Raw genomic sequence first — 24,854 nt, 5'->3', positions numbered from 1 at the left:
AAATGTCGACAGACGCCATCGTGCTCCTGAAAGAAGATCACAAGGCGATCAAGGCTGCGTTCAAGCGCTTCCAGGAGGCAGGGGAGAAGGCCTATGCCGCGAAGGCCAGGCTTGCCGACAAGTTCATGGAACTGCTCACGGTGCACACCTACATCGAGAACGAGGTCATGTACCCGGAGGTGCGCGGTCTGCTGCCGGCGCTGGAGAACGACATCCTTGAATCGTACGAGGAGCATCACGTCGCGGACCTCCTCATCGCGGAGCTGGCCGCGCTCTCGCCCGAGGCGGAGCGTTTCAGCGCCAAGGCGGCAGTTCTGATCGAGAACGTGAAACACCACATCGACGAGGAAGAGCGGGAGTTTTTTCCCCGGGTTCGTGAGGCACTCGGCCGCAAGCAGCTGTCCGAGATCGGGGAACGGTTGCTGGAAGCGAAGGAGAAGGCTCCGCACGACCCAGCCCAGCCGAGCGCCCTCAAGAAGACCGTCGACGCCGTCATCAAGTAGTAGCCATGCTGCTTCAAGCGCGGCCGATCGTGTCGTCAGCCGCGGCCGATGGTGTCGTCACTGTTCGGGGCCGGAGGCGCGGTTGGGGTCGGCTCCGCTGGAGACCCGGCGCTGTGGTCCGCTGCGTTGGTGCCAGTCCAGGCACATGACTGTCGCGTCGTCCTGGAGGTCGCCGTCGCAGGCGTCGAGGACGAGCCTGGCAAGGTGCTGGACGAGTTCCCGCGGGTGCAGGTGACTGTTCGCCGAGAGTTGTGCGGGTAGGTCGATCCGGGCGGCGTTGCGGTCAACCATGCCGTCGGTGACGAGAAGCAGGCGGTCGCCTGCGCGCAGCTGCAGGTGACGGACGGCGTAGGCGGTTTCCGGGAACATTCCGAACGCGGGCTCCGGCGGCCAGCCGATCTGTTCGACCGTGCCATCCCGCAGCAGGTAGAAGGGGATGTGGCCGGCGTTGACAGCACGCAACGCGCCGCTGGGCAGGTCGATGTGGAACAACAGGCCGGTGACGAACTGCTCCAGGTTGGAGTGTTCCACCAGCATGGCGTTCACGTGGTCGGCCATCGCCGCGAGGCCTCTCGGGTCCGGTGCCCGGCGGACGTTCCGCAGATCGTTGACGGTCAGGGTGGCCAGGATGGCCGCGGCCAACCCATGGCCGATAGCGTCCGTCAGCGACAGGTACAGATCGGATGGTCCAAAGGAGTAGTCGAAGGTGTCCCCCGCGACCGAGGCCGAGGGTTCCAGCCAGCCCGCGATCGTCGCCTGCGCGCTTTCACAGGTGAACGAGTCCGGCAGCAGCCTGCGCTGGATCTCGGCCGCGAGTGAGAGGGGCACCGAACGGCGGCCCCATTCGAACAGGTCGGTGTAGCGGCGGTTGAGGACGACCGTATAGGCGAACAGATGTGCGGCGTGGGAGATCTCGGTCGTCAGATGGTCGAGATGATCCGCGGTGGCGCTTCCGACGGGTGCCGCACCGGCGCCGTGTTCGACCGCGGGCGCGGGCGCGGAGAAAACGACCTCGATCACCCCGATCGCCTCGCCGCGAGCGGTGACCGGCGCGACGATGAGGAGCCGATCACCGTCGAGGTCCGAGGACGGGCGCTGGGTGCGCAGTACCCGGCCCTGCAGGGTGCCGTGTATGCGTACCTTCTCCATGACCATCGCACCGTCGCTGGGTCTGGAGAACCGGGCGAGGACGTCGCTGGAGTAATCCGCGATCAGGAACGACGCACTGAGGGCTCCCAGGTCCTCCTGCAGCCGCGCCGTGAGCACGTCCGTGGCGTCGGCCGGTGCCGCCCGCTCGATCGCGGTCAGCAGTGCCAACGCGTCAAAGACCCCTCGCTCACTCACTGCTTTCACCATAGGCAGGTAGAGCTACACCGGACCAGCACAGGCTCCGGCGCATGTGAGTGCGATCAGCGGTCCCCAACCGGCCCCAGCCCGCGCTGAAGGACCTGTTCCATGACGGACGCCACCACGATGTCCCGTCAGCCTGGTCCAGCATCCCCGAGTGCGGACAACACGGCTGCTTTCTGGTCATCAGGCGATTGGGCACCCTGGCATCATGGTCGGCTCCGGGCGGCCGACAGTGCGATACCGCCGGGCCCCCACGGAGCCATCCTTGCCAGCTTGATGATGTCAACGCCGCCAGGAAGTTGAACAGGCGCGGCCTTCGTCACCCAGAAGAATCTGTGCCGTATTCGTCTCGACGGGCGGTCCGCCTGCGCCTCGCAGGTTCGAAACTCCCGGCAACATCATGAAGGCCGCCAGCGCAGCGCAGAATACTGTAGAGAAATGCAAAAGGGCAGCCAGGAAAAAGAAGACTTCTGGTCGAATTCCAGGCCGGCAGATCACGAAGAAAGAGCTTCCCGGGAGGATCCCGTCGAACAGACGTTGCTACTGCTCGGAATAGGACAGGATCTGCCGGATGAGGACACACCGGGCACTCGACCTCGATAACCCTCGTCGGCGGTGCTCCGACGGGATGGAACGCTGGTTTCGGGTCAGCCAGGTTGGTCCTCGTGTCCTCCTAGCAGGGAGGACGGCCGTCAGACGCGGTGACGCTGTACGTCGAACACCTCGTCGACGGCGTGCCCGCGAAGGTCCTCCAGCTCGTCGGCCTGCTCCCGGGCCCGGTCGAGGAGACGGTCGAGGAGTTCAGGGCTCAGCCTCTCGTCGCGGTTCGCGACCGCCCGCAGCGTCCGCCACAGTCGTGACTTGCCGTTCACGCCGAGCCACAGTGTTTCCAGCTCGATCACCGAACTCACCGGCGAGCGCCGCAACAGCCGATTGTTCAGCTTGAGCCGGCCCACCTTCTCCGCGACACGCCCGGCCAGCTCCTTGTGACCCCGTCGCGGCACTCCGAGCGTCCCCATGATCTGGAGCAGCGTCGCCCGATCCTGCTCGACCGCGGCCGCCGTACGTGCCAGCGCGGGACCGGCGGGAGTACCCTGATGCACCCGCGCCAGCCGATGCGCGAGATCGACACCGGCCCCGGCACCAGCTAGATGATCATTGAGATAGGTGCCCAACAGTCGCGGATCCGATTCGTCGGTCACATGGCCCATGCCATCGGCTTGCCCCCTGGCCGCCGCCCCAAGCCGCCGGAAACTGTTCCGCCACTGTTGCATTCGCACCGGGTCCTCTCCGATGCGTTTTGGCACCCGTCTGCGTTTTGGCACCCGTCGTCTGGGGACGGGCGTCGAGGCGAGTGTGACCCGCCCCGGCGTGCCAGCGTGCCAGCCGGCGTCGAGGGTTGAAGAGAGGACCTCAGAGCGTGAGCCACGATGTCGGAGATTCACGTCCTTGCCCGTCTGTGCGAGTGGGGTGTCGTGCAGGTTTTCGGGTACCCGGAGGCCGGGACCAGCGGGCCTGTTGGCGGCTTGGAAGCGACCTGAGAAGCGCCCGGGTTTCGTGTTGTCGCGGCATGAGGGGCTGGCGGCGTGCGCGGTGGGAGGAGGGCGGCGGATCATGAAGGCGGTGGTGTGGCACGGCAGGCGTGACGTACGGGTGGACGAGGTGCCCGACCCGCGGATCGAGCACCCGGGTGACGCGGTCATCCGGGTGACCAGCACCAACATCTGTGGTTCGGACCTGCATCTCTACGAGTCGCTGGCGGCGTTCATGACCGAGGGCGACATCCTCGGCCACGAGGCGATGGGCGTCGTGGAGGCGGTCGGGACCGATGTCGGTGACCTGCAGGTCGGTGAGCGGGTCGTCGTGCCGTTCCAGATCTCGTGCGGCTCGTGCTTCATGTGCGATGAGCAGCTGTACTCCCAGTGCGAGACGACCCAGGTCCGTGAGCAGGGGATGGGCGCGGCCCTGTTCGGCTACTCGAAGCTCTACGGGCAGGTGCCCGGTGGGCAGGCGCAGTACCTGCGGATTCCACATGCGCGCTCGACCCACATCAAGGTGCCGGACGGTCCACCCGACGAGCGGTTCGTCTACCTGTCGGATGTCCTGCCGACGGCGTGGCAGGCGGTGCGGTATGCCTCCGTGCCGAAGGGCGGGACGGTGGCGATCCTCGGCCTCGGCCCGATCGGGGACATGGCCGCGCGGGTGGCCGCGCACGAGGGCAGCCGGGTGATCGCCGTCGACCTCGTCCCCGAACGGCTCGCGCGAGCCCGGGACCACGGCGTGGAGGTCCTCGACCTGCGTGAGCACGGGCGCGACCTGGGTGACGTCATCCGGGACCTGACCGCCGGCCGGGGGCCGGACTCCGTCATCGACGCGGTCGGAATGGAGGCGCACGGCTCACCGGTGGCGCGGTCCATGGTCCAGCTGGCCGCCTGCCTACCGGCGGCGGTGGCCGCGCCGCTGGCCCGCAACGTGGGAATCGACCAGCTCGCCGCGCTCCGCTCCGCGATCGACATCGTCCGCCGCGGCGGCACTCTGTCGCTGAGCGGCGTCTACGGCGGGATGGCTGATCCACTGCCCATGATGACGTTGTTCGACAAGCAGCTCAAGCTGCGGATGGGGCAGGCCAACGTCCGCCGATGGGTTCCGGAGATCCTGCCGTTGCTGACCGACGACGACCCGCTCGGGGTGGACGGGTTCGCCACCCACACCCTCCCGTTGGAACAGGCCTCGAGCGCGTACGAGATGTTCCAGCGCAAGCAGGACGGCGCGGTCAAGGTCATCCTGCGGCCGTGACCGACGACCCCGCCTGGTCACCGCCAGGCGACGCGGCGTCAGGCGCCGCAGCATCAGCCCGTCAGGCGCGCAGTGTCAGGAGTGCTGCCCGACGCCGGTGAGGACCTCGCGCACCCGGCCGGCGGCCGTTGCCGGCGCCAGGGCGGCGGTATCCCCGCCGGCGCCTGTACGCAGGCCCTGCAGGAGGCTGCCCAGCGCGGCGCGGGAGTCGTACCTGGGGTTCCAGCCGAGCTCCTGCCGGGTGCGGGTGGTGTCCATGAGGGGCAGGTGCAGTACCGCGTCGAGGAGCCCGGGGGCGGTGGGCACCAGGTGCAGGTGCCAGGCCACGGCCAGGGCGGCCCGCGTCGCCTTCGCCGGAAGCCGCACGGTGCGGGCGTCCAGGGCCTCGGCGAGCAGTCGGCTGTCGACGACCGGTTCGGCCGCGATGTTGAACGGACCGTGGACGTTCCGCTCGGCGGCGAGCCGGTAGGCCTCGCCGACGTCCTCGGAGTGCACGACCTGGAACCGCAGACCAGGAAGGTCGGGAACCACGGGCACCACGCCCGGCCGGACCAGCGTGCCGGGCAGGAACGGCCCGGCGAACAGGCGACGCTGCTGGCTGGCGGCCATCCGCTGGAAGATGAAGCCCGGCCGCAGGCGAACCACCCGCACGGCTGGATGATCGCGTTCGAACGTGTCGAGGACCCGCTCAAGGTAGGCCTTCTCCCGTGTGTAGGCCGCGCCCGGCCATCCATGGGTCGGCCAGCTCTCGTCCACGGCGCGGTCCTTCGGGCCCGGCGAGTACGCGCCGACCGACGAAGCGCAGACGAGGGCCGGCACACCCGCGCGGGCGGCGGCGTCGAACACGCGGATGCTGCCCAGCACATTGGTCCGCCAGGTGGTCCCCGGGTTGTGCGTGGGCTGGAACAGCCACGCCAGGTGGATGACCACGTCCGCACCGTCGAACACCCCAACCAGGTCATCGCGGGCCACGTCGGCGGACACCCAGCTGGTCTTTGCCGCCGCTGCGGCCGGCGGGCGGCGGGCGACACAGGTGACATGGGAGATTCCGGCCGACCGGGTCAGGGCGGCGACGACACTCGTGCCGACGTTGCCGGAAGCGCCCACCACAACGGCCCGCCGCGTGGCTGGGACGGCGGTGGCGCCGGATCCGGATGTGGATGTGCTCATGAGCGGCCTCCCGTGGGCTCGGCACGTGCTTCGAATCGCTCTGGCGCTTTTCGCTCAGCTGGTCACCATGTCGCTGAACAGCTCGTCCCAGTCCCCGAGGAAGCGCCCGAGCCCGTAGCGGGTGAGTGCGGCCTCGCGCGCGCGGCGGCCGTGCTCCGCCGCGAGTTCCGGATCCTCGAGGTATGCCTGGGCGGCGTCGACGAGTACCGCCGGGTCTGTGGAGAGCACTCCGGCGCCGGGCGGGACCGCGGCCATGGCCTCGGTGGTGGCCAGCGCGACCACCGGCATCGCCAGGTGCATCGCCTCCAGCAGGGACAGGCCCAGTGAGGTCCAGCGGGGCAGGTGCGCGTAGACCCGTCGGCGGGCCATCCGGGCGTGCAGCTCGGCCTGTGGGGGGTCGTCGAGCACGGTGAGCCGGTCGGGTGGCAGGCCGGTGGCCTCCGGCAGCCCTCGGACGCCCAGGCCGAACACGTCGACGGGTGCGGCGGCGGCGAAGGCCGGGAGCAGGTCCGTGCCGGTGATCCGCCCGCGCCGGACGGGCTCGTTGACGGCCACGGCGATCCGGGGCAGCTCGCCGGTGTAGCGGGGCCCGGGATCGACGATTCCGTGTTCGATGACGCGGGTCCGGGCGGTTCCGTTGTCCCAGAACAGGCGGTTGAAGTGGGTCACATGCACGAGGACGACGTCCTCGCGGTCGGCGACCGGGTGCCGGGTCAGCGGAACGTCGCCGCGGGGGGTGTTGTGCTCGACGTACACGGCGGGCACGTCCCGCCCGAGCCGCCGGCGCAGCCACCGCGAGGCGAGCTCGATCTCGTGCGGGCGCTGTAGGAGAACGGCGTCGACCGGTCTGTCGGCGAGCTCGGCGGGCGGCACCTCCTCAACCGAGGGCGGCCAGGGGTACGTCCGGGCCAGGCCCAGGCCGTCCGGGCACCGCCGCGGGGTCACCGGTACCAGGTAGTCGTGCCCACCCTGGACGAACGAGGTCGTCCAGGAGCCGTGCACGTGCCAGAGCAGGATGTTCATCGCCGCCTCCGCGTGAGGGCGGGCGCCCGACCGCCCCGGATCCGGTCGAGAAGCCCGCTGGTGGAGTGGTCGGGCACGTAGTCGACGAAACGCACCTGCCCGCCCTGGGCGCGGACGAGCGTCGCCTCCGGCAGCATCGCCTCGGTGTAGTCGCCACCTTTGACGTACACATCCGGCCGCAGCGCGGTGATCAGGCCGGTCGCGGTGTCCTCGTCGAAGACGACGAGATAATCGACGTCCGTGATGGCGGTCAGTACCGCCAGCCGGTCCTCCAGGGAGTTCACCGGGCGTCCGGGGCCCTTGAGCCGCCGCACGCCGGCGTCGCTGTTGACTCCCACGATCAGGACGTCCCCGAGCGCCCGGGCGGCGGCGAGGTAGGCGATGTGGCCACGGTGCAGGACGTCGAAGCACCCGTTGGTGAGGACGATCCGGCTGCCGCGGTGGCGCTCGGTGTGTACCCGCTCGGCGAGGGCGGGCAGGTCGATCGCTCCCGTGGGCTTCGGTTCCAGGCGGGCGCGGAGATCGGCGGCAGTGCACACGCTCGTGCCGGGCCTGCGGACGACGACGCTCGCGGCGGCGGCGGCGAGGGCGACGGCCGGCTCCAGCGCCACCCCGCCGCCCAGTGCGGTCGCCAGGGTGGCGGCGAGGGTGTCGCCGGCGCCGGCGGTGTGGCCGTCCGGGGCCGGGTCGGCAGGCAGGTGCAGCGGCGGACGCTCGCCGTCGAGGACGACGAGCCCGTCGCGGTCGAGTGTGGCGACGACGACCCGGGCTCCGGTCGCGGCGAGGATCGCCTTCGCGTGGGCGGCCACGGTGCGCGGCCGGTCAGCCAGGAACGGGCCGGAGGCGTCGGGAGGGAGCAGGCTGGCGGTCTCCCCCGCGTTGGGTGTCACGATGTCCGGCCTTGCGGGGGCCCAGCGGCGGGGGTCGTGGGCGTCCACGACCAGTGGCCGACCGGCGTTGCGGGCGGCTGAACCCAGCCGCGGTATCAGGTCCGGGGAGAACAGGCCGGTGCTGTAGTCGCAGGCGAGCACGGCGGCGGAGGAGCCGACGAGGCCGAGGGCTCCCACCGGAGCGTCGAACAGGCGGCTGGTGATCCCGGCGTTGGCCGCCGGCCCGGGCGGTGCCTCGTCACCGCTGTCGACGCGCAGGTGAAGATGCTCGCCGGAGCAGATCCGCTGCTTGTGGACGGTTCGCCGGCCGCGGTCGTCGAGGACCGCGGCGGTGTCCACGCCAGCGTCGTCCAGCAGTTCCCGTAGCCGGGTGCCGTCCTGGTCATCACCCACGGTGGCGACCAGCCGTACGCGGGCACCGAGCCCGGCCGCCGCGGCCGCCGCGTTGCCGGCACCGCCCGGGGCCTCGGACCTGCCGGCGACCGCCACCACCGGCACCGGTCCCTCCCGGGACAGGCCTCGGGGTGGGCCCCAGACCCAGCTGTCGAGCATGACGTCGCCGACAACCAGGAGGTCAAGGTCATCGAGGGAGGCGAGCGCGTCGAGCGCGTCCCGCCCGGCGAACGGATCCCGCGTCGCGGGCAAGGCCGACACGGCGTTCATGAGTCCTCCCCTGCGGATCGGTGACCGTGGCGGGCCTTGTGGCAGGCGTCGTCGGCTTCGATGATCTCCGCGTAGGCGTCGACCCGCCGATCCGTCAGCGTGGTGGGCAGTTCCAGATGGACGGTGCCGGGAGGCAGAATTCCCACCCCACCCGACCGTTCGAGGACACGGAGCGCCGCCACGACATCCTCGCCGCGATGCCCCGGGGGCAGACGCGTCCAGAAGCCGAAGCCGCCGGCCTCCTGGAGGCTGACGCGGTCGTAGAGGACGCATCCGGCGACCCAGGCGACCCGGTACGCGGACCACTCGCGCCGCTGCGCGGCAATGCCGGCCATCTGGGTGAGATAAGTGAGATGGACGAGGTTCGCCGCGTTGTGCAGGCGCCACCGCTGCCAGGACGGCGTCCCTTTGCGTACCCGCTCCGGTCCCGGTGGACCGGCGACCGGTTCGAACGCCGCCCACTCGGCGGGCCGCACGTCGTTGAGGAAGCTGAGGCCCTGCGGCGCCGCTCCCACGAAGCCACAGCGCAGCGTGCGGAGAGCCGCCAGCATCCGGGAGAGTGTGCCGGGCTCGCACAGAATGTCGTCATCGAGGAAGAGCACCCGGGCCGCCCGCGCCCGGGATAGCAGGAAGTCCCGTTGTTCGGCCATGCCACGCCACGGCCGTCCGCGGTGCAGTTCCACCTCGCTGCCACGCAGCCGCAGGACACGCAGCACCGCGCGGCACGCCGGGCGATCGACGGATGGCTCCTCCGACGCCGGGGTCTGGTCGGACACGACGACCCGGAAACCGCGCACCGTCTGTGCGGCCAGACCGCCGAGAGTGACCGCCAGGGCGTCCGGCCGGCTGCACGTGGGCACCAGGACGTCGAGATCGCAGGCGGCGCCGGCCTGCCGGACGCTTCCGCCTCGCGCGGCGTTCATGCGGTGCTCCGAGCACGCAGTGCCAGTGCCACGTCCGCGACCCGCGCCGCTGTGATGTCAAGGCATTCGTGGTGGCCCAGCGGGCAGTCGAACGCCCGGCAGGGCGCGCAGGGGGTCGGGCGGCGCAGCACCTGAGAGTGAGCGGACCGCGGGCGGTACTCGGACTCCCGTTCCGTCCCGGCGAAAAGCGCGAGCAATGGCACGCCGACCGCATCGGCGAGATGCATGCCGCCGGAGTTGTTGGTCACCGCGATCTCGGCCCCGCGTAGGAGCGCGGCGAGCGTCGCCAGATCCACGGCCCCGGCCAGGTCGACACCGGCGGGGCCGGCTCCGGCACAGACCTGTCGCACCAGGTCGTGCTCCCGGGCAGTGCCGGCGACGAGGACGCGAAGGCCGGCGGACCCGAGACGGCCGGCCAGCTCTGCGAACCGGCGCGGCGGCCAGCGCCGAGATGCGCAGGATGCGCCCGGCAGCAGCATGGCATAGGGCCGCGGACCGGCGATGGCCTGGGCGTCCAGCTCGGCCTGCCGCGGGATCTTCACCCGCAAAGCGCGTTCGGGCACCGGCACACCGAGTCGTTTCAGCAGCTCCGCGGCCCGGTCGACCTGGTGCGCCTCATCCGGAAGGTCGTCGATCCAGTGCGTGAGCAGCGCGCCCCCGAACTCGCGGGACGCCCCCGCCCGGACCGGGATCTCCGCCAGCGCACAGGCGTACGCGGCCGGCCACGGTGACTGCGAGAACGAGGTGAACACGACCGCTGCCTGGTAGGACCTCGCCGCAAGCCGGGCGACGAGGCGGTGCAGGGATTCGGGCGTCACCGAGCCTCCGGACACGTCCTGCCAGGGCACCGATTCGGCCAGGCAGGCGTCGAGGCTGTCCAGCAGCGGCACGGCGGCCGCCCCCGAAGGGGACGTGAGCAGCTCCAGCCGCGCACCCGGCGCCGCCGACCGCAGCGCACGCAACGTGGGCCCGATCATCAGGACGTCGCCGAGATTGTCAGGCCGCACGAGCAGGATTCGCTCCATCCCGGCCCAGTGGATCGGCGCGCCCCGCAGGGCGGCCGGGTGGGCAGGCGGTTGAGGGCACATCGTGAGCGGGCTGCCCGGGCGGTCGCGCGCCAAACCGGTGTGCCGGGGTACCGCGGTTGTCGGCCGGCCGGTAGCTCGGCCAGCGCGCCCAGGCCGCTCCCGGCGGGTTGCTTGAACGGCTCGGACGAGGGCACACGGTGCCCGTGACCCGAGCCGCACCCATCTTGCAGCGGACGGTCCGGCCGAGGATCGCGCTGGTCTGCGGCAACCTGGAGCCGACGCGGGACGGGGTGGCTGACTACACGCTGCACCTGAGCCAGGCTCTGGGACGCCAAGCAGATGTCTGGCTGGCCACGGTCGGTTCGGCGGCCGGCGCCGCCGAACCGACCGGTGGCACGCGGTTGATACAGGTGGCGGGCGGATGGAACGCACGTGGCGTCCTGGCGCTGGCGGGCGCGCTGCGCCGGGCCGCACCGGATGTCGTCCACGTCCAGTTCGCGCCGTCCGCGTTCGGCTACTCGCCGGCTGTCGGCCTGCTTCCCCTCCTGCTCCCCCCGGGTACGCGGCTCGTCACGACCCTGCACGAATACGACTGGTGGAGCTGGCCGGCGCACGTACCGGACCGGCTGTGGCGGCTGGTCGAGCGGCGTCGCTGGTGGGACCGCGAGACCCTCGCACTGGCGCCGCGAAGCAGCCGCGTCATCGTCACGAACGGCGCACATGCGAGCGCGGTCCGGGGCAGGCTGGGAATCAGCCCGCGCTCCGTTCCGGTCGGCGCGAATGTCGTCCCGGATCCGGGCGCGGACCGTTCGGCTGTGCGGCGGGCGGTGCGGTCACGGCTCCGGCTGCCACCGGAGGCGCCCGTGCTGGCCTTCTTCGGCTTCGCTCATCCCGTGAAAGGCCTGCGGTATCTCATCGAGGCGCTCGCGACGCTGGTTCCCGAGCATCCCGGCGTCCGCCTTGTGATCGTGGGCGGATTTGCCTCCCTGGCTCTGAGTGAGCCCGAGGCCGACGCCTTCCGGCGTGAGCTCGCGGGTCGGGCCCGCGAGGCGGGTGTGGCTGATCGGGTGCTGATGACCGGTCATCTGCCGTCGACGGAAGCCTCCCGGGTGCTGACCGCGGCGGACATCGCCGTGCTGCCCTTCACCGCGGGCGTGACGGCGAAAAGTGGTGCGCTGGCCGCGGTCGCGGCTCACCGCCTGCCGGTCGTGGTGACCGCGGCGGATCCACCGGATCCGGAGCTGGTCGACGCCCGGACCGCGGTCGTCGTGCCCCGGGTCCGCGATGCCGGGGCGCTGGCCACGGGCATCCGACGGCTACTGGGCGACGCGGACCTCGGCGCCCGGGTCCGGGTCGGCCTGGCGACGCTGATGGCCGATCGCGGCTGGGCGCGGATCGCCGACGCGCACCTGGAGCTCTACGGGGACTGCCGAGACGGCGGCGCGGAACGGGGGCGGTCGGCGCGGGCCCGCGCCGAGCCTCCTGCCGGCGCAGCGTTCAGCGGCGGTCACGACTTTCCCCCAACATGACTGAGCGGCCGGTCCACGGGCCGCGGCCTGCGCTTCCCGCGCCTGGCACCGCCCGCGACATCCTGGTCATCGAGCTGCTCGGCGGCTTCGGTGACCTGCTGCTGGCGCTACCGGCCCTGGAGGCCCTCATCGCGGCGCATCCGCATGCTCGGATGCGGGTCGTGACCTTCCTGCCGGGAGCTGATCTGCTGGCAGCCGATGAGCGGCTGGACCGCGTGGTCGCAGTGACCGATCACAGCGGCGGCAGCGTCCGGGCCACCGTGCGCGCCGAGATCACCCGGCGCTGCCCCGATCTCGCCGTCACGACTACCCGGCACAGCGGCATCCCGCGCCTGCTGTCCGATCTCGGCGTCGCCGCCGTTGACGACCTGTGGCGCGGGCCGCCGCCGGACGAGCCGGTCGACGCCCGTTTCGTCCGGTTGCTCGCCGCCGACGGTGTGATCGACACGGCCTCCGCCGAACTCGCCCGCGCCCGGTCGGGGCGTCTCCGGCTCGCTGCCACCGAACGGCTGCGGGGTAGGGCATCGCTCGCGGGGGCGCTCGCCGGGCTCGGGACTCTCCGCGGCACCGACCCTCGTCACCTGGGCGCATCGGGATGGTCGGGTGGTCTGTCCAAGGAGGGACGTCCGACCGGTGGGCACCCACCGGTGATCCTGATTCCGGAAGCGGGTATGTCGATCAAGCAGTGGCCTGCCGACCGCTGGCGGCAGCTGGCCAGCCGGCTGCTCGCCGCCGGCTGGCCAGTGGCACGACTGCCGTCACCGGAGCCCCCGTCAGCGGAGCCCACAGTGCCGCGCGGGAAGCCGCGGGCCGAGCCCTGGCCTCCGGTGGCGGTGCTGCCGGCCAGCGGGCTGCGGGAGGCGGCCGGAATGTTCGCGGCGCTCGGTGAACGCGGTGGTCTGGTGGTGGGCGGAGACACCGGGCCGTGCCGTCTCGCCGCCGTGATGGGCGTGCGCACCGTGGCCCTGTACGGACCGACGCTGGCGACCAGGTACGGGCTGCACCGCGGCTGGACGGTCGACCTGCAGGGCCTGCCGGGCTGCTCCGTCCGCCGACCGACGGCGATCACCACCCAGGAATGCTGGTGGTCCGGGTGTTGCCCCCTGGATGTCAGCGAGCCGGCCTGTCTGGCGGACATCACCGTTCAGCAAGTCATGGATTCCGTCCGCCACCTGTGTCGCTCTCGGTGACCGGACTGCTTCTCGACGTGGAACCGTTTTCCCTGGATGAGGTCGGGCACCACGGGATGCGTGACTCCCGACGCGACGGAAACGCCCCGGCCGGGTCGAAAGGCCGCCGTTCCGGCTCGGCCGGAGGCCGTCCTCTTCGACCGGGACGGGACGCTCTGCCGTGACGTCCCCTACAACGATGATCCTCGGCGGGTCGTCCTCATGCCCACCGCCGCGGCCGCGCTGCGACAGGTGCGACGGGACGGCATTCCCACGGCCGTCGTGTCGAACCAGAGCGGCATCGGGCGCGGCCTGCTGACCTGGAAGGCCGTCGACGCCGTCAACGCCCGGCTGGCGGCGCTGCTCGGTGACGCGGTGACCTTCCATGTATGCCCGCACGTCCCGACGGACGGGTGCGGCTGCCGCAAACCCGCTCCCGGCCTGCTGGTGACGGCCTGCCACACCCTGGGCGTGCGACCACAGCGGGTGGTCATGATCGGTGACATCGGCGCGGACATGGCGGCCGCGGCGGCCGTGGGTGCCCGTGGGGTACTCGTGCCGACTCCGGCCACCAGGCGGGCGGAGATCGCCGCCGCGCCCGAGGTCGCGCCCGACCTCCTGACCGCGCTCGCCCGGGTGTTCTCGGCGCCTCCCGCGGACGTCGGCCTGCTCCGAGCAGGATCGCCTGCCGCGCGGGCGGTCCCGCCGGTCGAACCGACCGGGCGTCGAACGGCCGTGGCCCCCTCCACGCCCCTCGGTCCGGCATGAGCACGCGGGTGCTGGTCGCGCGGCTCGACAGCGACGGTGACGTCCTGCTGTCCGGGCCAGCGGTGCGCGCGGTGCGGGCGGGTGCCGGGCACGTGACCATGCTCGTCGGCCCGCGCGGTCGCGCGGCGGCGGGTCTGCTGCCCGAGGTCGACGACATCATCGTGTGGCACTGCCCCTGGATAGACCCCGAGCCGCGAGCGGTCGAACCGGCCGACATCGCCGGTCTGGTGCGACGCCTGAACGCCGGCGGGTTCGACGAGGCGCTGATCCTCACGTCGTTCCATCAGAGCCCGCTGCCCCTCGCGCTGCTGCTGCGCCTGGCCGGCGTCCGGCGAGTCACGGCGGCGAGCGAGGACTACCCGGGCTCCCTGCTCGACGTCCGCCACCGGCTGCCGGACAGCGGCCTGCACGAGGTCCAGCGAGCACTGTCGACCGCGGCCGCGGCCGGATACCGACTGCCCGTGGGGGATGACGGGCGCCTGCGCATCCGCGGGCCGATCCCGGACACCCGGCACCTGACCGGTGCTGCGCCCTACCTCGTGCTGCATCCCGGAACCTCGGTGCCCGCCCGGCGGTGGGAACCCAGCCGCTTCGCCGCTCTCGCCGCGGCGCTGGCCGGGAACGGCCATCGGGTGGCCGTCACCGGAGCCGCCGACGAGACCGCTCTCACGGCACATGTCGCCGGTGCCGTCGGACGCGATCTGGGTGGGGCGACCGACCTGGTGACCCTCGCGGGGGTGCTGGCCGGCGCCCGCGCGATCGTCATCGGCAACACCGGGCCGGCGCACCTGGCCGCGGCCGTGGGGACGCCGGTCATCTCGCTGTTCGCGCCCACAGTGCCGGCCGAACGCTGGGCACCATACGCCGACCGCGGGGTCGTCCTCGGTGATCTCGACATCGACTGCGCCGGGTGCAGAGCGCGTCGGTGCCCGGTGCCCGGCCACCCCTGCCTGTCGACCGTCACCGTCAGCGACGTGCTCGCGGCGGTCGAGGCAGTGACCCGGGGTACCGCCCCAGAGAACCTGCCCCAGGAGGCGACAGCATGAAGATCTGTATGGTCTCCGAGCACGCCAGCCCCCTCGCGCTCCTGGGCGGAGTCGACGCCGGCGGCCAGAACGTCCACGTCGCGGCGCTGTCGAGTGCCCTGGCGCGGCGCGGGGCACAGGTTGTCGTACACACCCGGCGTGACTCGCCCGGGCCGCCGCGCCGGGTTCCGCTGGCGGACGGCGTCGAGGTCGACCACGTCCCGGCCGGGCCGACTCGTCCCGTTCCCAAGGACGACCTCCCGCCCTACATGCGCGGCTTCGCCGCGGACCTGCGCGACCAGTGGGCACGGGAGCGCCCCGACGTCGTACACGCGCACTTCTGGATGTCGGGGAAGGCGGCACTGTCGGCCGCCCGGCCCCTGGGAATCCCGGTGGTGTTCACCAGCCACGCGCTGGGCGTGGTCAAGCGCCGCCACCAGGGCTCCAAGGACACCTCGCCACCCGACCGGGTGCAGACCGAGGCAACCCTGGTCAGGGATGTGGACGCGATCGTCGCCACCTGCACCGACGAGCTGTTCGAGCTGGTCCGGCTCGGCGCCCCCGGCAGTCGCGTCAGCGTCGTGCCGTCCGGGGTGGACCTGGCCGCGTTCACGCCGGACGGGCCCGTCGCGCCGCGCGCTCCCGGCCGTCTTCGGGTCCTGTTCGTCGGCCGTCTCGTCGAGCGCAAGGGCATCGGGAACCTGATCGAGGCGGTCGCGGCGCTGCCAGGGACCGAGCTGCTCATCGCCGGCGGTTCGGACCGCTCCGAGCTGGACCAGGACCCCGAGGCCGCCCGCCTGCGCCGGCTGGCCCGGCTTTCCGGCGCCGGTGACCGGGTGACGCTGCTGGGCCGGGTGGGGCGGGCCGAGCTGCCGGCGCTCTACCGGTCGGCCGACGTGGTCGCCTGCGTGCCGTGGTACGAGCCCTTCGGGATCGTCCCGGTCGAGGCGATGGCCTGCGGGGTGCCGGTGGTGGCGAGTGCCGTGGGCGGTCTCATCGACACCGTCGTCGACGGCGGGACCGGGCTGCATGTGCCACCCCGATGCCCGGAACGGATCGTGGAGGCGCTCTCCGAACTCGCCGCGGACCCGGCCGAGCGGGCGCGGCTGGGAGCCGCCGGCGCGCGACGGGCCCAGGCCCTGTTCTCCTGGGAACGCGTCGGTGCCCTGACGATGAACGTCTACCGGCGGCTGCGCGACGCGCCCGGTCAGGGCGTGACGCGTGCCGGGAGCCGGACCGGTGCACGCCGACCTGTCGGGACACGGCCATGACCCGGGGCCCTCTCGACCGCGACCGCTCCCGCCACGACCACGCCGACGACTCCCCAGGTGACCGCCCCGGCGCGGCCTCACCGCGATCCTGCTGGCCGGCGACGGCGCGTGCTGATCGCCACGTCCGGGAGCTGGCGGCGACCCTTCCCACGCTCGACGTCGCCTGCCTGGAGCGGTGGGGCGGCCGGCTGGCCGACCTGCTGCCCGCCGGTGGACGTCTCCTGGCGGCCGGCAACGGCGGTTCGGCGGCCCAGGCACAACACCTGACCGCCGAACTTGTCGGCCGCTTCCAGGACGAGCGACCGGCGATGTCGGCGATCGCCCTGCACGCCGACACCTCCTCGCTCACCGCGATCGGCAACGACTACGGCTACGAGGAGGTCTTCGCCCGCCAGGTACGCGCGCACGGCCGGCCCGGTGACGTGCTGATGCTGCTGTCGACCTCCGGACGCAGCGCCAACCTGCTGCGGGCCGCCACGACCGCCGGCGAGATGGGACTCACCGTCTGGGCCCTGCTGGGCCCACCGGGCAGCCCCCTGGCCGGGCTGTGCCACGAGACCGTCAGCGTCGGCGAGACTGCCAACGCCAGCAGGGCCGTCGACGCCGGCAGGGCCGGGTCACGCCCGTCTCCCTCCATCCCCACCTCCACAGTGCAGGAGGTGCATCTGGTGGCCGTGCACGTGCTGTGCGCGGCGTTCGACGGTGCACTGAGCGCGGTGCGCGGCTCCGACCAGGCCGTGGCGGAGGATGTCCGTACCGTCGGCGGAGCCGGCTTTCCAGCCAGTGCCGGGGAGCGTCCCGCGGACCAGCGGACAGCTCGTGCCCGACCACTGGGCCCGGTACGACGGACAGACGGCGATCCGCCGACAGCACCGGACAGGGGCAGGCCCAACAGTCCGACCGCGCGGCGAGGAGGCCGCCGACCCATCGTGGTGGTGGGCGACACCCTGCTCGACCGCGATATCAGCGGCCACGCCGCCCGGCTCGCCCCCGACGCGCCGGTGCCCGTGCTCGACGGCCTCGACGTGACCGAACGTCCCGGTGGCGCCGGCCTCGCCGCGATCCTGCTGGCCAGCGACGGCGCTGCGGTGACGCTGATCACCGCGCTGGCCCGGGACGACGCGGGGCGTCGGCTGGCTGTGATGCTCGCCGAGGCGGGGGTCGAGCTCGTCGACCTCGGCCTGACCGGAGAGACCCCGAGCAAGAGTCGGATCCGGGCCGGCGGGCGGTCCCTGGTCCGGCTGGACGATGGCGGGGAAGGCCGGGTGGAGGGCGTCGTTCCCGCCGCGGTGCGCACCGCGCTCGACCAGGCTGCCGCGGTGCTTGTCTCGGACTACGGCCGCGGTGTGGCCGCCGCGCCGCCGCTGCGTTCCGCGCTCGCGCGACGCGGCGGCACCCCGCTGGTGTGGGACCCACATCCGCGCGGTGCCGCGCCCTTGGCCGGCGCCACCCTTGCGACGCCGAACGGGGCCGAGGCGGCGGGCGCGGCACCCGGCATCGAGGGCACGTCGTTGTCCTCCGTCTGCGCACGGGGACGGGCACTGGCGGCTCGCTGGGACGTCGGTGCTGTGGCGATCACTCTTGCCGAACGCGGCGCGATGCTGGTGACCGCGGGAAGCGCCCCGCCACTTCTCGCTCCGGCCCTTCCCGTCAGCGGCGGTGACGCCTGCGGTGCCGGGGACCGGTTCGCCGCGAGCGCGGTCGAGGCGTTCGCCGCTGGGAGGCTGCCATCCGAAGCGGTGGCGGTCGCGACCCGCCACGCCGGCGAGTTCGTCGCCGCCGGAGGTTCCGCGTCAGTCCGTCCGTCCGGCGGTGAGCCCGCGGGCCGCTGGCGGCCGTCGCCGCTGGCGGCAGGTGGCGATCCGCTGCGGACACGGAAAGGCGACGGCCACGCCGTGGCGGTCGCGGTACGGGCGCGGGGCGGCACCGTCGTCGCGACGGGCGGCTGCTTCGACCTTCTGCACGCCGGTCACGTCGAGGTCCTGCGCGCCGCCCGTTCGCTGGGCGACTGCCTGGTGGTCTGTCTGAACAGTGACGACTCCGTGCGCAGGCTGAAGGGCCCGGACCGCCCGATCGTCGGGGCGGCGGACCGCGCGGCAGTGCTGCGGGGGCTCGACAGCGTGGACGCCGTGATGATCTTCGACGAGGACACGCCCGCGCGGCTGCTCGCCGACCTGCGCCCGGACATCTTCGCCAAGGGCGGTGACTACGCGGTGACGGACCTTCCGGAAGCCGGGATCGTCGCGTCCTGGGGTGGCCAGGCGGTCGTCCTGCCATACCTGGCCGGCCGTTCCACCTCGACCCTCATCAGAGAGGCGGTGCGCCGTGGCGGCAGCTGACGGTGACCTTCGAATCTCGGAGACGCCAGGACCGGCCGGACCCGGCACGGTTCTGATCACCGGCGGGTCGTCCGGGCTCGGCGCGGCGACGGTCGCCGCGGTCCGCGCGGCTGGCGGACGCCCCCTTGTCCTGGACCGTGTTCCGGCACCAGGCGTGCCGGAGGCTGATCGCGAAGTTGTCGACCTCGCCGCGACCCGGGAGGCCGAAGCGGCGGTGCGCACCCTCGTCGACCGCGCCGGAGGACAGCTTCACGGTGTCTTCACCGCCGCGGGCACCGATACGCCCGCACCACTGGCCGAGCTGGACGGAGCGGCCTGGGAGCGCATCGTGGCGGTGAACCTCCTCGGCACCGCCGCCGTCGTGCGCGCGGCACTCCCCTACCTGCGCCACGACCGCGACGGACGGACCGGCGAGGGACGAACGGGTGACGGTCGCGCCGGCCGGATCGTGACCTGCGCATCGACCCTGGGCCTGCGGGTCGCCGGAGACGCCTCCGCCTACTGTGCCTCGAAATTCGGCGTGGTCGGCTTCACCCGGGCCCTCGCCGAGGAGCTCAAGGGCCAGGTCGGCGTCACCCTCCTGGTACCGGGAGGCATGTCAACCGCCTTCTTCGACGACCGCGACGAGCAGTACAAGCCCGGGCCCGGCGCAAAGCTGAACCGCCCCGAGGACGTGGCCGCCACGGTCGTGTTCGCACTCGGCCAGCCGTCGGGATGCGAGCTCAGAGAGATCGTCGTCACCTCGTCGTGGGAGACGTCCTACCCGTGAGCCGAAGGCGTGCGGCAGGCACCGTCGTGGCCCTGCGCGCCCTCGGCCTGGGGGATCTGCTCACCGCTCTTCCCGCGCTGCGCGGCCTGCGCCGCCACCTGACGTCCGAGCTGCCCGGACACCGTCTCCTGCTCGCCGGACCAGCCTGGCTCGAACCCGTGGCCATGCTCTCCGGGGCTGTCGACGGACTCGTGCCGACAGATCCACTCGCCCCTGTGGCGGTAGCGGCACCCACGCTGGCGGTGAACCTGCACGGGCGAGGACCCGAGTCGACTCAGACGCTGCGGCGGACCAGGCCAGCCGCCCTGTGGGCCTTCGACCTGCCCGGCGGGTGCGCCTGGGAGCCACCGGACCTCGCACAGGCAGGCAGCACCACAGCGGATCCCGGGAGCGCCGCCACCGGCCACAGCCGTACCTTTTCCGCCGGCACGGCGACCGGATACGTGCCTGGGCTGGGCAACGAGCATGAGGTGTCACGGTGGTGCCGGCTGCTGGCGGCGCACGGGGTGAGCTGCGACCCCACCGAGCTCGGACTTCCGGTGCCGCCCTGGTTGCCGCCGGTGTGCGGGTGGGCGCGGAACCCGACCGCCGACCGTGGCACTGGAGGCGGGGAAACCCAGGATCGCGGGAGCGAACCTGGCCCGACCGTCGTCCATCCAGGCGGAGCGGCTCCTGCCCGCCGGTGGCCCGAGCTCCGATGGGCGGCCGTGGCCAGGCAGCTCGCCCAGGACGGCCACCAGATCGTGTTCACAGGTTCCTCGGCGGAACACGGCCTCGCCCTGCGGGTGGCCACGGCCGCCGGACTTCCACCCTCCACCGTGCTGGCCGGGAAGCTGGACCTCGTCGCGCTCTGCGCGCTCGTCGCGCGAGCTCGCCTGGTACTCAGCGCCGACACCGGCGTCGCGCACCTCGCCACCGCCTACCGCAGACCGTCCGTGGTGCTGTTCGGGCCCGTCTCGCCGGCCGAGTGGGGACCGCCCTTCGACCGGCCGAAGCATCGTGCCCTTTGGGCCGGGCAGCACAGTGATCCCCGGGGCGGGTTTCCCGCCCCGGGGCTGCTCGCTCTCACTGTCGATCAGGTTCTGCGCGAAGTCACGCTCCTGAAGCAGGGCGCGTGCCCCACGCAATGAAAGGCACGTGCTTCATGATGCGGACATCCTGTGGATCAAGATATAGAAACGTGGCTGACTTCCTGCGAGACGGCGTTCGGGCCGTCGTAGGACCGATCGGTGATGTGCTCCAGTGCGGCCACCACCTCCCTCGAAGCGCCCTCCTGGCGGGCCGTCTCGACGAGAGTGCGCCGGTCGGCCGGGTAGTCGATGCCCTTGAGGAACTTCTGAACCTCGATTGGATTGGCCATAACGGCAGGGTCACCGCCCACGAGCAGGCAAAACCCGAGGAGAGGCCATGACGTCGGCCAGGTCGACGGCCAGGTCGACGGCCAGGTCGACCCTGCGTGACGTCCGATCTCCGCGGCTGGGTCCGCAGCGGGCATGGCCGCGGCTTGTCGGAGTCGGTCTGCTCGTTCTCGTAGTACAGGCCAGGGTGGTCGGGGCGCTCGACCCTCGGCGAGATCAGCACCTTCCAGCTCATGATCCACGTCACGATGGGTGATCTCGTCCAGCAGGCCATCCCCAGCAGGACTACTCGGTCACCTCCGGAGTGCTCGCGGTCAGCGTGTTCGAGTCTCAAGACTGGCTGAGGCCCGGCCGCCCGGTATTCGGAACACACCCTGGTGAAGGCGGCACTCGTCGCAGACGGTGGCGCATGGGACCAGCCACATTCGGTATCGAAGGCCCGACGCGCGAGGCTTCTTCGCTATGCTCACCCTCGCCTCCTGCCTACGACGACCAAGAGCACCGCCCCGGCGGTCGCGAGGACGCTGACGATCGCGACGAGGCCTACCGACGATCGTCCCCTGCCGTTGCCCTTCACCACACCGCTGGCGCCCTTCTCCAGTCGGCTGAAGAGTTTGCTGGTGTGCCGCCGCGCCGGTGCTGTGGCCTCGGCGGCCTTCTCCTGTACCGCCACGGCGGCGTGCTCAGTACCATGGATCACTGGAACGGTCACCGTCGTCACCTTGTCCGCGACCGCCGCGGCCCATTTCGTCATCGGTGTCGTGCCTCCCAAGCATTGCGGACGCTACCTTGTGGTCGATCGTCAGCGGATCGGAAGGGCCGGCTTCTTCGCCTTCCTGAGTCCGATCGCCGCCGCCGGCGTGCTCCACCCGATCTTCCCTCGGTCGGCGGGAACACACCTGTCCGCAGACGCGACAGGTGTGACCCTCGCCGCAGCCGTGCCAGGCGGAGTCGAACGGCGATTAGCAAGCCGCCGCCAGCGCTTCGGCGCCGGCCGGCCGTGAATGCTCGCCTCACGAGAGGCCAGTTCCCGCGGCGCCTCGATATCCGCTTGCGGTCGCCCCAGGACGGGACGGCGCCGGGCGAGGATTCGCCTCGACGCGTCCGGCGCGGTCGCTCCACGGGCGAGACCGGCCCGCCCGGCAACCACGTCCGGGCGGGCGCCCGGCCTCGACGCAGCGCGGCCCTGCGGGTCACTCGCTCCGGGTGCGCGTGCGGATGGCGCGGATGTCACCTGCGGCCCGGCCGGTCCGCTGTCGGTATCGCAAGGCCCATGCTGTGGACCCGACCGCGTGCGGATGTCAGTGACCGTCGGCGCAGCGATACTCGTGGTCCACTGTGCCGTCGTCAGATTCGTCGTCCGCCCGGTTAGGCAGGGACCTCGGCCAACTGCAGGGTTTGGGCCCTGTGGGACCGGGTACTCCGCTGAGCGCCGCCGGGAAACGGAACGATCAGAAAAAGGCGATATTTCCGTTCTGGCGATATGAGGTCCGTGGTGTTCGGGCCCGGCTGACGTATTCACAGCGAGGGGTGACTTCGATGCTCTGGTTCATTGTCAGCATGATTATCCTCGGTCTCATCGCGGGTGCCGTGGCTCGACTGGTGGTCCCCGGCCAAGATCCCATGGGAATCCCGGGGACAATACTGCTCGGCGTCGTCGGCTCCTTCATCGGTGGACTGCTCGGCTACGTGCTATTCGGGCATGATCTCAGCGAGGGCGCACTGCAGCCGTCCGGGATAATCGGGTCCATTATCGGGGCAATCATCGCTCTTCTCGTCTGGCGGGCGGTGCACGGCCGCACCTCGGTCCGGCACTGAATTCGCGGAATTCTCGTGGGGCTCACCTGCTTCCTTCGCACCCCACCATCCCATGCGTTTAGCTCGATGTCGTGCCGGCCCGCCGCTTCGGCGGGCCGGCACGACGCATGTCCGACAGCCGTGGGACCGCGGTTGTGCCTCGACCGGCGTTCTCGGTCAGGGCCTGCCGACGTGGCCGCGCCACGCGCCGGTTTCGGTTCCGCGTCCCTCCATGAACGTCTTGAAGCGCTTCAGGTCGGCCTTGACGCGTCGGTCGTCTGCACTCACGGCCGAGCCGATCTTCTCGGCGACACCGTCGGGCTGCCAGTCGAGCTGAACCGTCACCCGGGTCTCGTCGGAGTTGAGGCGGTGGAAGGCGACGACTCCGGCGTGGGTGGGACCGTTGGTGCTTTCCCAGGCGACCCGCTTGTCGGGCAGTCGCTCGGTGATGGCCGCGTCGAACTCGCGCTCTTGGCCGCCGACCTTGACATACTGAGCCACCGTGGGCGGCGACGGCTCGCCGCGGCGCTCGCGCCGGCGACATCCGCCTCCTCGGCGGCACGCCCCACAGTGCCCGCCCTTACCCGCAACTCCAGCCGACGATCTCGACGTGGACGCCCTTCGGCAACTCCGGGATCTCCGGGCCGCACGACTGCACGATCTTCGCGATCGCCGACCTGTCTCCGATCGAGGCGGCTCTGAGATCGCTGCAGCCGATGTTGCTCAGACCGTCGGTCGCGAGGACTATGCGCTGCTGCCCGCTCTTCCCAGCGAGCTGCTCGGGGGCGTCGGCGAGCGTGCGCAACGGGTCGGTTCCGGCGCGTCGGGAGCGGCCACGAAGGCGGTCCGCAGCCTGGCGGTCAGGCAGGCGGCGAACTTCCTCGCGTCGTTGCTGTCGCGGGAGGAGTTGTTGGCGAGTTTCTTCTGCAGTGAGGTGCGAAGCCGGCGCCGCCTGTCCCGGTCTACCTGCGCGTCACCGGAAGCGAGTTCGCTCAACAGCACTGCCGGCAGCGCCAGACCGGCATCCTGGTCCACTCAGCCAGCTCCGCCACGACCGTCTCCTGCGCGCCGGCGACGAAGACGTCCACGATCGACTGCTCGACGATCTTCGCGAGCACCTGCTCCGTCTGCTCGACCCCGTCCCGGCGGCTGTCGGACCGGCGCACCCGGCCGCCGGCCGCCCGGCGCATGCAGGCAAGGGCCTCATCCGCGTAGTCGGAGCCGAGGTAGGTGCCGTAGGCGACGATGCCGGCGGCCTGGCGCGGGACGTTGTTCTCCCTGGACCAGCCGCGGACCAGCGCCCGCACCCGGGCCGCGTACCGACGGTCGTCGAGCAGCGCAAGCGCCTCCAGCGCCCACGCGGCCGTCTGCCGGGAGCGGGCACCCCCGTCGTCGGCCCACGGGCGCAGCACCTCGTTCCTGATCACGTCGAAGTCGTACGTCGCCAGCTTGGCCACGGCCGCGTCTCGAGGACGAACGGGATGAGGCTCGGATGAGCCAGCCGCGCCGCCCGGCCGGTTCCCGCCTCCGGCGCGCCCACCTGCACGCACTTCGACCAGTCACTATGACGGGCGTCCAGGCGCCCCGGAAGGACGGAGCGGGTCTGTGTGCGCGGGGACGGTGGTCCCCACCCAGCGGCGCAGGTATGCCCTGAGCTCGTCGCCCCGACGAGGCGGGTCGGCGGGGATGCTGGCCATCGAGTGGACGAGCCGGTGGATGAGCTCCAGCAACTCCCGCAGCTTCTGCTCGTCATAGCCATAGCTCGCCCAGTCGATGGCGGAGGCGCCGAAGTACAGGGCGATGTTGCGGTCCAGCACGGCACGGTTCACCGTGCCGCGGCTGAACCGCTCAGGGCTGCCGGCGTCGATAAAAAGGGTCAGATGGGGTTCCATCGGCAGACGTTCGATGACGTAGGCCATCGACTCGACGACGAACTCGGCGGGGTCGGTGATTCCGGCGACCGCGGCCCTGATGCCGAGCATGAGGCGCTCGTTCGCAGCGCTGGCAACGGCGGCGAACAGTTGCGCAGTGCTTGGGAAGTAGCGGTAGATGGTCTGACGCGTCACACCTAGCTCGGTCGCCACGTCGGAAAGACTCATCTCCTGCGGACCGCGACGCTCCAGGCAGCGGACCGCGGCCTCAAGTACCCGCGCGCGGGCCTCCTCGTCGTCGTTCGGTGGAGCTCCGCCCCACCCCCGCCGGCTCACATCCACCTCTTGCGCATGAGTCAATGGTAGTACATCATACACTAAAAAAGGATCTTGTATGATTTCCTCCCCTGGAGGGTACGGATCTGTGGACCACCTGATCGCGGCAGACATAGCCCACGAGGCCGGACAACTACTGCTCGACCTGCGCGACTCGCGTCTCGAACCCGCGCGGCCAGCCGGGCTCTCCGCAGTGCCGGTGTCCCGTGGCGTCGAACCCGCTCGGGAACCGAACGACAGGCGACAGGCACGATGCGTCTCGATGGGAGCTGAGCA

At 71.6% G+C, this 24,854-nt stretch carries 24 protein-coding genes; 11 read left to right on the top strand and 13 right to left on the bottom strand.

Annotation, left to right across the window (positions count from 1 at the left end; translation table 11 throughout):
- The first annotated feature begins 2 nt into the window (after positions 1–2).
- Positions 3–503 (top strand): hemerythrin domain-containing protein, encoded by a 501-nt coding sequence (locus AWX74_RS13655; RefSeq protein WP_091276149.1) that lies wholly within the window; start codon positions 3–5, stop codon positions 501–503.
- A 57-nt stretch (positions 504–560) separates the two neighbouring features.
- Here the strand turns inward: AWX74_RS13655 and AWX74_RS13650 are convergent, their stop codons facing one another.
- The gene (locus AWX74_RS13650) at positions 561–1,847 is read right to left on the bottom strand and encodes a PP2C family protein-serine/threonine phosphatase (RefSeq protein WP_311983569.1); all 1,287 of its coding nucleotides are present in this window, start codon (positions 1,845–1,847) and stop codon (positions 561–563) included.
- A 698-nt stretch (positions 1,848–2,545) separates the two neighbouring features.
- Entirely contained in the window at positions 2,546–3,064 is a 519-nt protein-coding gene (locus AWX74_RS13645; protein WP_091276141.1) for a hypothetical protein, read from the bottom strand.
- A gap of 403 nt (positions 3,065–3,467) precedes the next feature.
- Between AWX74_RS13645 and AWX74_RS13640 the strand changes: the two genes are divergently transcribed.
- Positions 3,468–4,649, top strand: a complete 1,182-nt coding sequence (locus tag AWX74_RS13640) for a zinc-dependent alcohol dehydrogenase (RefSeq protein ID WP_091276138.1) — start codon at positions 3,468–3,470, stop codon at positions 4,647–4,649.
- A gap of 75 nt (positions 4,650–4,724) precedes the next feature.
- Here AWX74_RS13640 and AWX74_RS13635 read toward each other — a convergent pair whose 3' ends face one another.
- Genes AWX74_RS13635 through AWX74_RS13615 form a run of 5 tightly spaced genes read right to left on the bottom strand, consistent with a single transcriptional unit; the run spans position 4,725 to position 10,325 of the window.
- Positions 4,725–5,819: an NAD-dependent epimerase/dehydratase family protein gene (locus AWX74_RS13635; protein WP_091276136.1), complete on the bottom strand. Its 1,095-nt coding sequence runs from the start codon at positions 5,817–5,819 to the stop codon at positions 4,725–4,727.
- A gap of 54 nt (positions 5,820–5,873) precedes the next feature.
- Positions 5,874–6,842, bottom strand: coding sequence for a glycosyltransferase (locus AWX74_RS13630; protein WP_091276133.1), 969 nt, complete (start codon positions 6,840–6,842; stop codon positions 5,874–5,876).
- On the bottom strand, positions 6,839–8,395 hold the full coding sequence (gene rfaE2, locus AWX74_RS13625) for a D-glycero-beta-D-manno-heptose 1-phosphate adenylyltransferase (RefSeq protein ID WP_091276131.1): 1,557 nt from the start codon (positions 8,393–8,395) through the stop codon (positions 6,839–6,841). Before rfaE2 (AWX74_RS13625) ends, AWX74_RS13630 begins: the two co-directional genes overlap by 4 nt.
- A complete protein-coding gene (locus tag AWX74_RS13620; protein ID WP_091276128.1) occupies positions 8,392–9,318 on the bottom strand; it encodes a glycosyltransferase family 2 protein in 927 nt (308 codons plus the stop codon). Before AWX74_RS13620 ends, rfaE2 (AWX74_RS13625) begins: the two co-directional genes overlap by 4 nt.
- The gene (locus AWX74_RS13615) at positions 9,315–10,325 is read right to left on the bottom strand and encodes a glycosyltransferase family 9 protein (protein WP_242666216.1); all 1,011 of its coding nucleotides are present in this window, start codon (positions 10,323–10,325) and stop codon (positions 9,315–9,317) included. Before AWX74_RS13615 ends, AWX74_RS13620 begins: the two co-directional genes overlap by 4 nt.
- 218 nt (positions 10,326–10,543) lie before the next feature.
- On the opposite strand from AWX74_RS13615, the gene AWX74_RS13610 reads away from it, so the two are divergent.
- Genes AWX74_RS13610 through AWX74_RS13575 form a run of 8 tightly spaced genes read left to right on the top strand, consistent with a single transcriptional unit; the run spans position 10,544 to position 20,346 of the window.
- Positions 10,544–11,875, top strand: a complete 1,332-nt coding sequence (locus AWX74_RS13610; RefSeq protein ID WP_091276125.1) for a glycosyltransferase — start codon at positions 10,544–10,546, stop codon at positions 11,873–11,875.
- Positions 11,872–13,065, top strand: coding sequence for a glycosyltransferase family 9 protein (locus AWX74_RS13605; protein ID WP_091276122.1), 1,194 nt, complete (start codon positions 11,872–11,874; stop codon positions 13,063–13,065). The genes AWX74_RS13610 and AWX74_RS13605 overlap by 4 nt, the downstream gene beginning before the upstream one ends.
- A 60-nt stretch (positions 13,066–13,125) precedes the next feature.
- Positions 13,126–13,812, top strand: coding sequence for a D-glycero-alpha-D-manno-heptose-1,7-bisphosphate 7-phosphatase (locus tag AWX74_RS13600; protein WP_242666215.1), 687 nt, complete (start codon positions 13,126–13,128; stop codon positions 13,810–13,812).
- Positions 13,809–14,858 carry a glycosyltransferase family 9 protein gene (locus AWX74_RS13595; RefSeq protein WP_193209676.1) on the top strand — a complete coding sequence of 350 codons (1,050 nt, stop codon included), beginning with the start codon at positions 13,809–13,811 and terminating at the stop codon, positions 14,856–14,858. The genes AWX74_RS13600 and AWX74_RS13595 overlap by 4 nt, the downstream gene beginning before the upstream one ends.
- Positions 14,855–16,108, top strand: a complete 1,254-nt coding sequence (locus AWX74_RS13590) for a glycosyltransferase (protein ID WP_091276117.1) — start codon at positions 14,855–14,857, stop codon at positions 16,106–16,108. The genes AWX74_RS13595 and AWX74_RS13590 overlap by 4 nt, the downstream gene beginning before the upstream one ends.
- Positions 16,105–18,447 (top strand): D-glycero-beta-D-manno-heptose 1-phosphate adenylyltransferase, encoded by a 2,343-nt coding sequence (gene rfaE2 / locus AWX74_RS13585; RefSeq protein ID WP_091276113.1) that lies wholly within the window; start codon positions 16,105–16,107, stop codon positions 18,445–18,447. Before AWX74_RS13590 ends, rfaE2 (AWX74_RS13585) begins: the two co-directional genes overlap by 4 nt.
- Positions 18,434–19,216, top strand: coding sequence for an SDR family oxidoreductase (locus tag AWX74_RS13580; RefSeq protein WP_207550312.1), 783 nt, complete (start codon positions 18,434–18,436; stop codon positions 19,214–19,216). The genes rfaE2 (AWX74_RS13585) and AWX74_RS13580 overlap by 14 nt, the downstream gene beginning before the upstream one ends.
- Complete coding sequence (locus tag AWX74_RS13575) at positions 19,213–20,346, top strand: glycosyltransferase family 9 protein (protein ID WP_165615610.1); 1,134 nt, start codon at positions 19,213–19,215, stop codon at positions 20,344–20,346. Before AWX74_RS13580 ends, AWX74_RS13575 begins: the two co-directional genes overlap by 4 nt.
- 35 nt (positions 20,347–20,381) lie before the next feature.
- On the opposite strand, the gene AWX74_RS13570 is transcribed toward AWX74_RS13575, so the two are convergent.
- The gene (locus AWX74_RS13570; protein WP_091276106.1) at positions 20,382–20,576 is read right to left on the bottom strand and encodes a DUF2795 domain-containing protein; all 195 of its coding nucleotides are present in this window, start codon (positions 20,574–20,576) and stop codon (positions 20,382–20,384) included.
- Between the two features lie 464 nt (positions 20,577–21,040).
- Positions 21,041–21,328, bottom strand: coding sequence for a hypothetical protein (locus AWX74_RS39995; protein WP_165615609.1), 288 nt, complete (start codon positions 21,326–21,328; stop codon positions 21,041–21,043).
- 785 nt (positions 21,329–22,113) lie between these two features.
- Between AWX74_RS39995 and AWX74_RS13560 the strand changes: the two genes are divergently transcribed.
- A complete protein-coding gene (locus AWX74_RS13560) occupies positions 22,114–22,392 on the top strand; it encodes a GlsB/YeaQ/YmgE family stress response membrane protein (RefSeq protein WP_193209677.1) in 279 nt (92 codons plus the stop codon).
- A gap of 156 nt (positions 22,393–22,548) precedes the next feature.
- On the opposite strand, the gene AWX74_RS13555 is transcribed toward AWX74_RS13560, so the two are convergent.
- The 4 genes from AWX74_RS13555 to AWX74_RS13540 form a co-directional block, all read right to left on the bottom strand.
- Complete coding sequence (locus AWX74_RS13555) at positions 22,549–22,872, bottom strand: SRPBCC family protein (protein ID WP_226930908.1); 324 nt, start codon at positions 22,870–22,872, stop codon at positions 22,549–22,551.
- A gap of 79 nt (positions 22,873–22,951) precedes the next feature.
- Positions 22,952–23,176, bottom strand: coding sequence for a hypothetical protein (locus AWX74_RS13550; RefSeq protein WP_091276102.1), 225 nt, complete (start codon positions 23,174–23,176; stop codon positions 22,952–22,954).
- A 187-nt stretch (positions 23,177–23,363) separates the two neighbouring features.
- Positions 23,364–23,828: a hypothetical protein gene (locus tag AWX74_RS13545; protein WP_091276100.1), complete on the bottom strand. Its 465-nt coding sequence runs from the start codon at positions 23,826–23,828 to the stop codon at positions 23,364–23,366.
- Positions 23,829–23,933: 105 nt separating this feature from the next.
- Positions 23,934–24,692, bottom strand: coding sequence for a TetR/AcrR family transcriptional regulator (locus tag AWX74_RS13540; protein ID WP_091276097.1), 759 nt, complete (start codon positions 24,690–24,692; stop codon positions 23,934–23,936).
- Positions 24,693–24,854 lie beyond the last annotated feature (162 nt).

Source organism: Parafrankia irregularis (genome assembly GCF_001536285.1).
GTDB lineage: Bacteria > Actinomycetota > Actinomycetes > Frankiales > Frankiaceae > Parafrankia > Parafrankia irregularis.
Note: the sequence above shows the minus strand (reverse complement) of the source record. Positions and strands in the feature narration are given on the sequence as shown.

What these genes read in the sequence shown, in the direction of transcription:
- rfaE2 (WP_091276113.1), top strand. Translation starts at nt 16,105, where the DNA reads ATGACCCGGGGCCCTCTCGACCGCGACCGCTCCCGCCACGACCACGCC.
- rfaE2 (WP_091276131.1), bottom strand. Translation starts at nt 8,395, where the DNA reads ATGAACGCCGTGTCGGCCTTGCCCGCGACGCGGGATCCGTTCGCCGGG.
- AWX74_RS13590 (WP_091276117.1), top strand. Translation starts at nt 14,855, where the DNA reads ATGAAGATCTGTATGGTCTCCGAGCACGCCAGCCCCCTCGCGCTCCTG.
- AWX74_RS13595 (WP_193209676.1), top strand. Translation starts at nt 13,809, where the DNA reads ATGAGCACGCGGGTGCTGGTCGCGCGGCTCGACAGCGACGGTGACGTC.
- AWX74_RS13640 (WP_091276138.1), top strand. Translation starts at nt 3,468, where the DNA reads ATGAAGGCGGTGGTGTGGCACGGCAGGCGTGACGTACGGGTGGACGAG.
- AWX74_RS13540 (WP_091276097.1), bottom strand. Translation starts at nt 24,692, where the DNA reads ATGTCTGCCGCGATCAGGTGGTCCACAGATCCGTACCCTCCAGGGGAG.
- AWX74_RS13630 (WP_091276133.1), bottom strand. Translation starts at nt 6,842, where the DNA reads ATGAACATCCTGCTCTGGCACGTGCACGGCTCCTGGACGACCTCGTTC.
- AWX74_RS13560 (WP_193209677.1), top strand. Translation starts at nt 22,114, where the DNA reads ATGCTCTGGTTCATTGTCAGCATGATTATCCTCGGTCTCATCGCGGGT.
- AWX74_RS39995 (WP_165615609.1), bottom strand. Translation starts at nt 21,328, where the DNA reads ATGACGAAATGGGCCGCGGCGGTCGCGGACAAGGTGACGACGGTGACC.
- AWX74_RS13655 (WP_091276149.1), top strand. Translation starts at nt 3, where the DNA reads ATGTCGACAGACGCCATCGTGCTCCTGAAAGAAGATCACAAGGCGATC.
- AWX74_RS13635 (WP_091276136.1), bottom strand. Translation starts at nt 5,819, where the DNA reads ATGAGCACATCCACATCCGGATCCGGCGCCACCGCCGTCCCAGCCACG.
- AWX74_RS13605 (WP_091276122.1), top strand. Translation starts at nt 11,872, where the DNA reads ATGACTGAGCGGCCGGTCCACGGGCCGCGGCCTGCGCTTCCCGCGCCT.
- AWX74_RS13570 (WP_091276106.1), bottom strand. Translation starts at nt 20,576, where the DNA reads ATGGCCAATCCAATCGAGGTTCAGAAGTTCCTCAAGGGCATCGACTAC.
- AWX74_RS13620 (WP_091276128.1), bottom strand. Translation starts at nt 9,318, where the DNA reads ATGAACGCCGCGCGAGGCGGAAGCGTCCGGCAGGCCGGCGCCGCCTGC.
- AWX74_RS13645 (WP_091276141.1), bottom strand. Translation starts at nt 3,064, where the DNA reads ATGGGCCATGTGACCGACGAATCGGATCCGCGACTGTTGGGCACCTAT.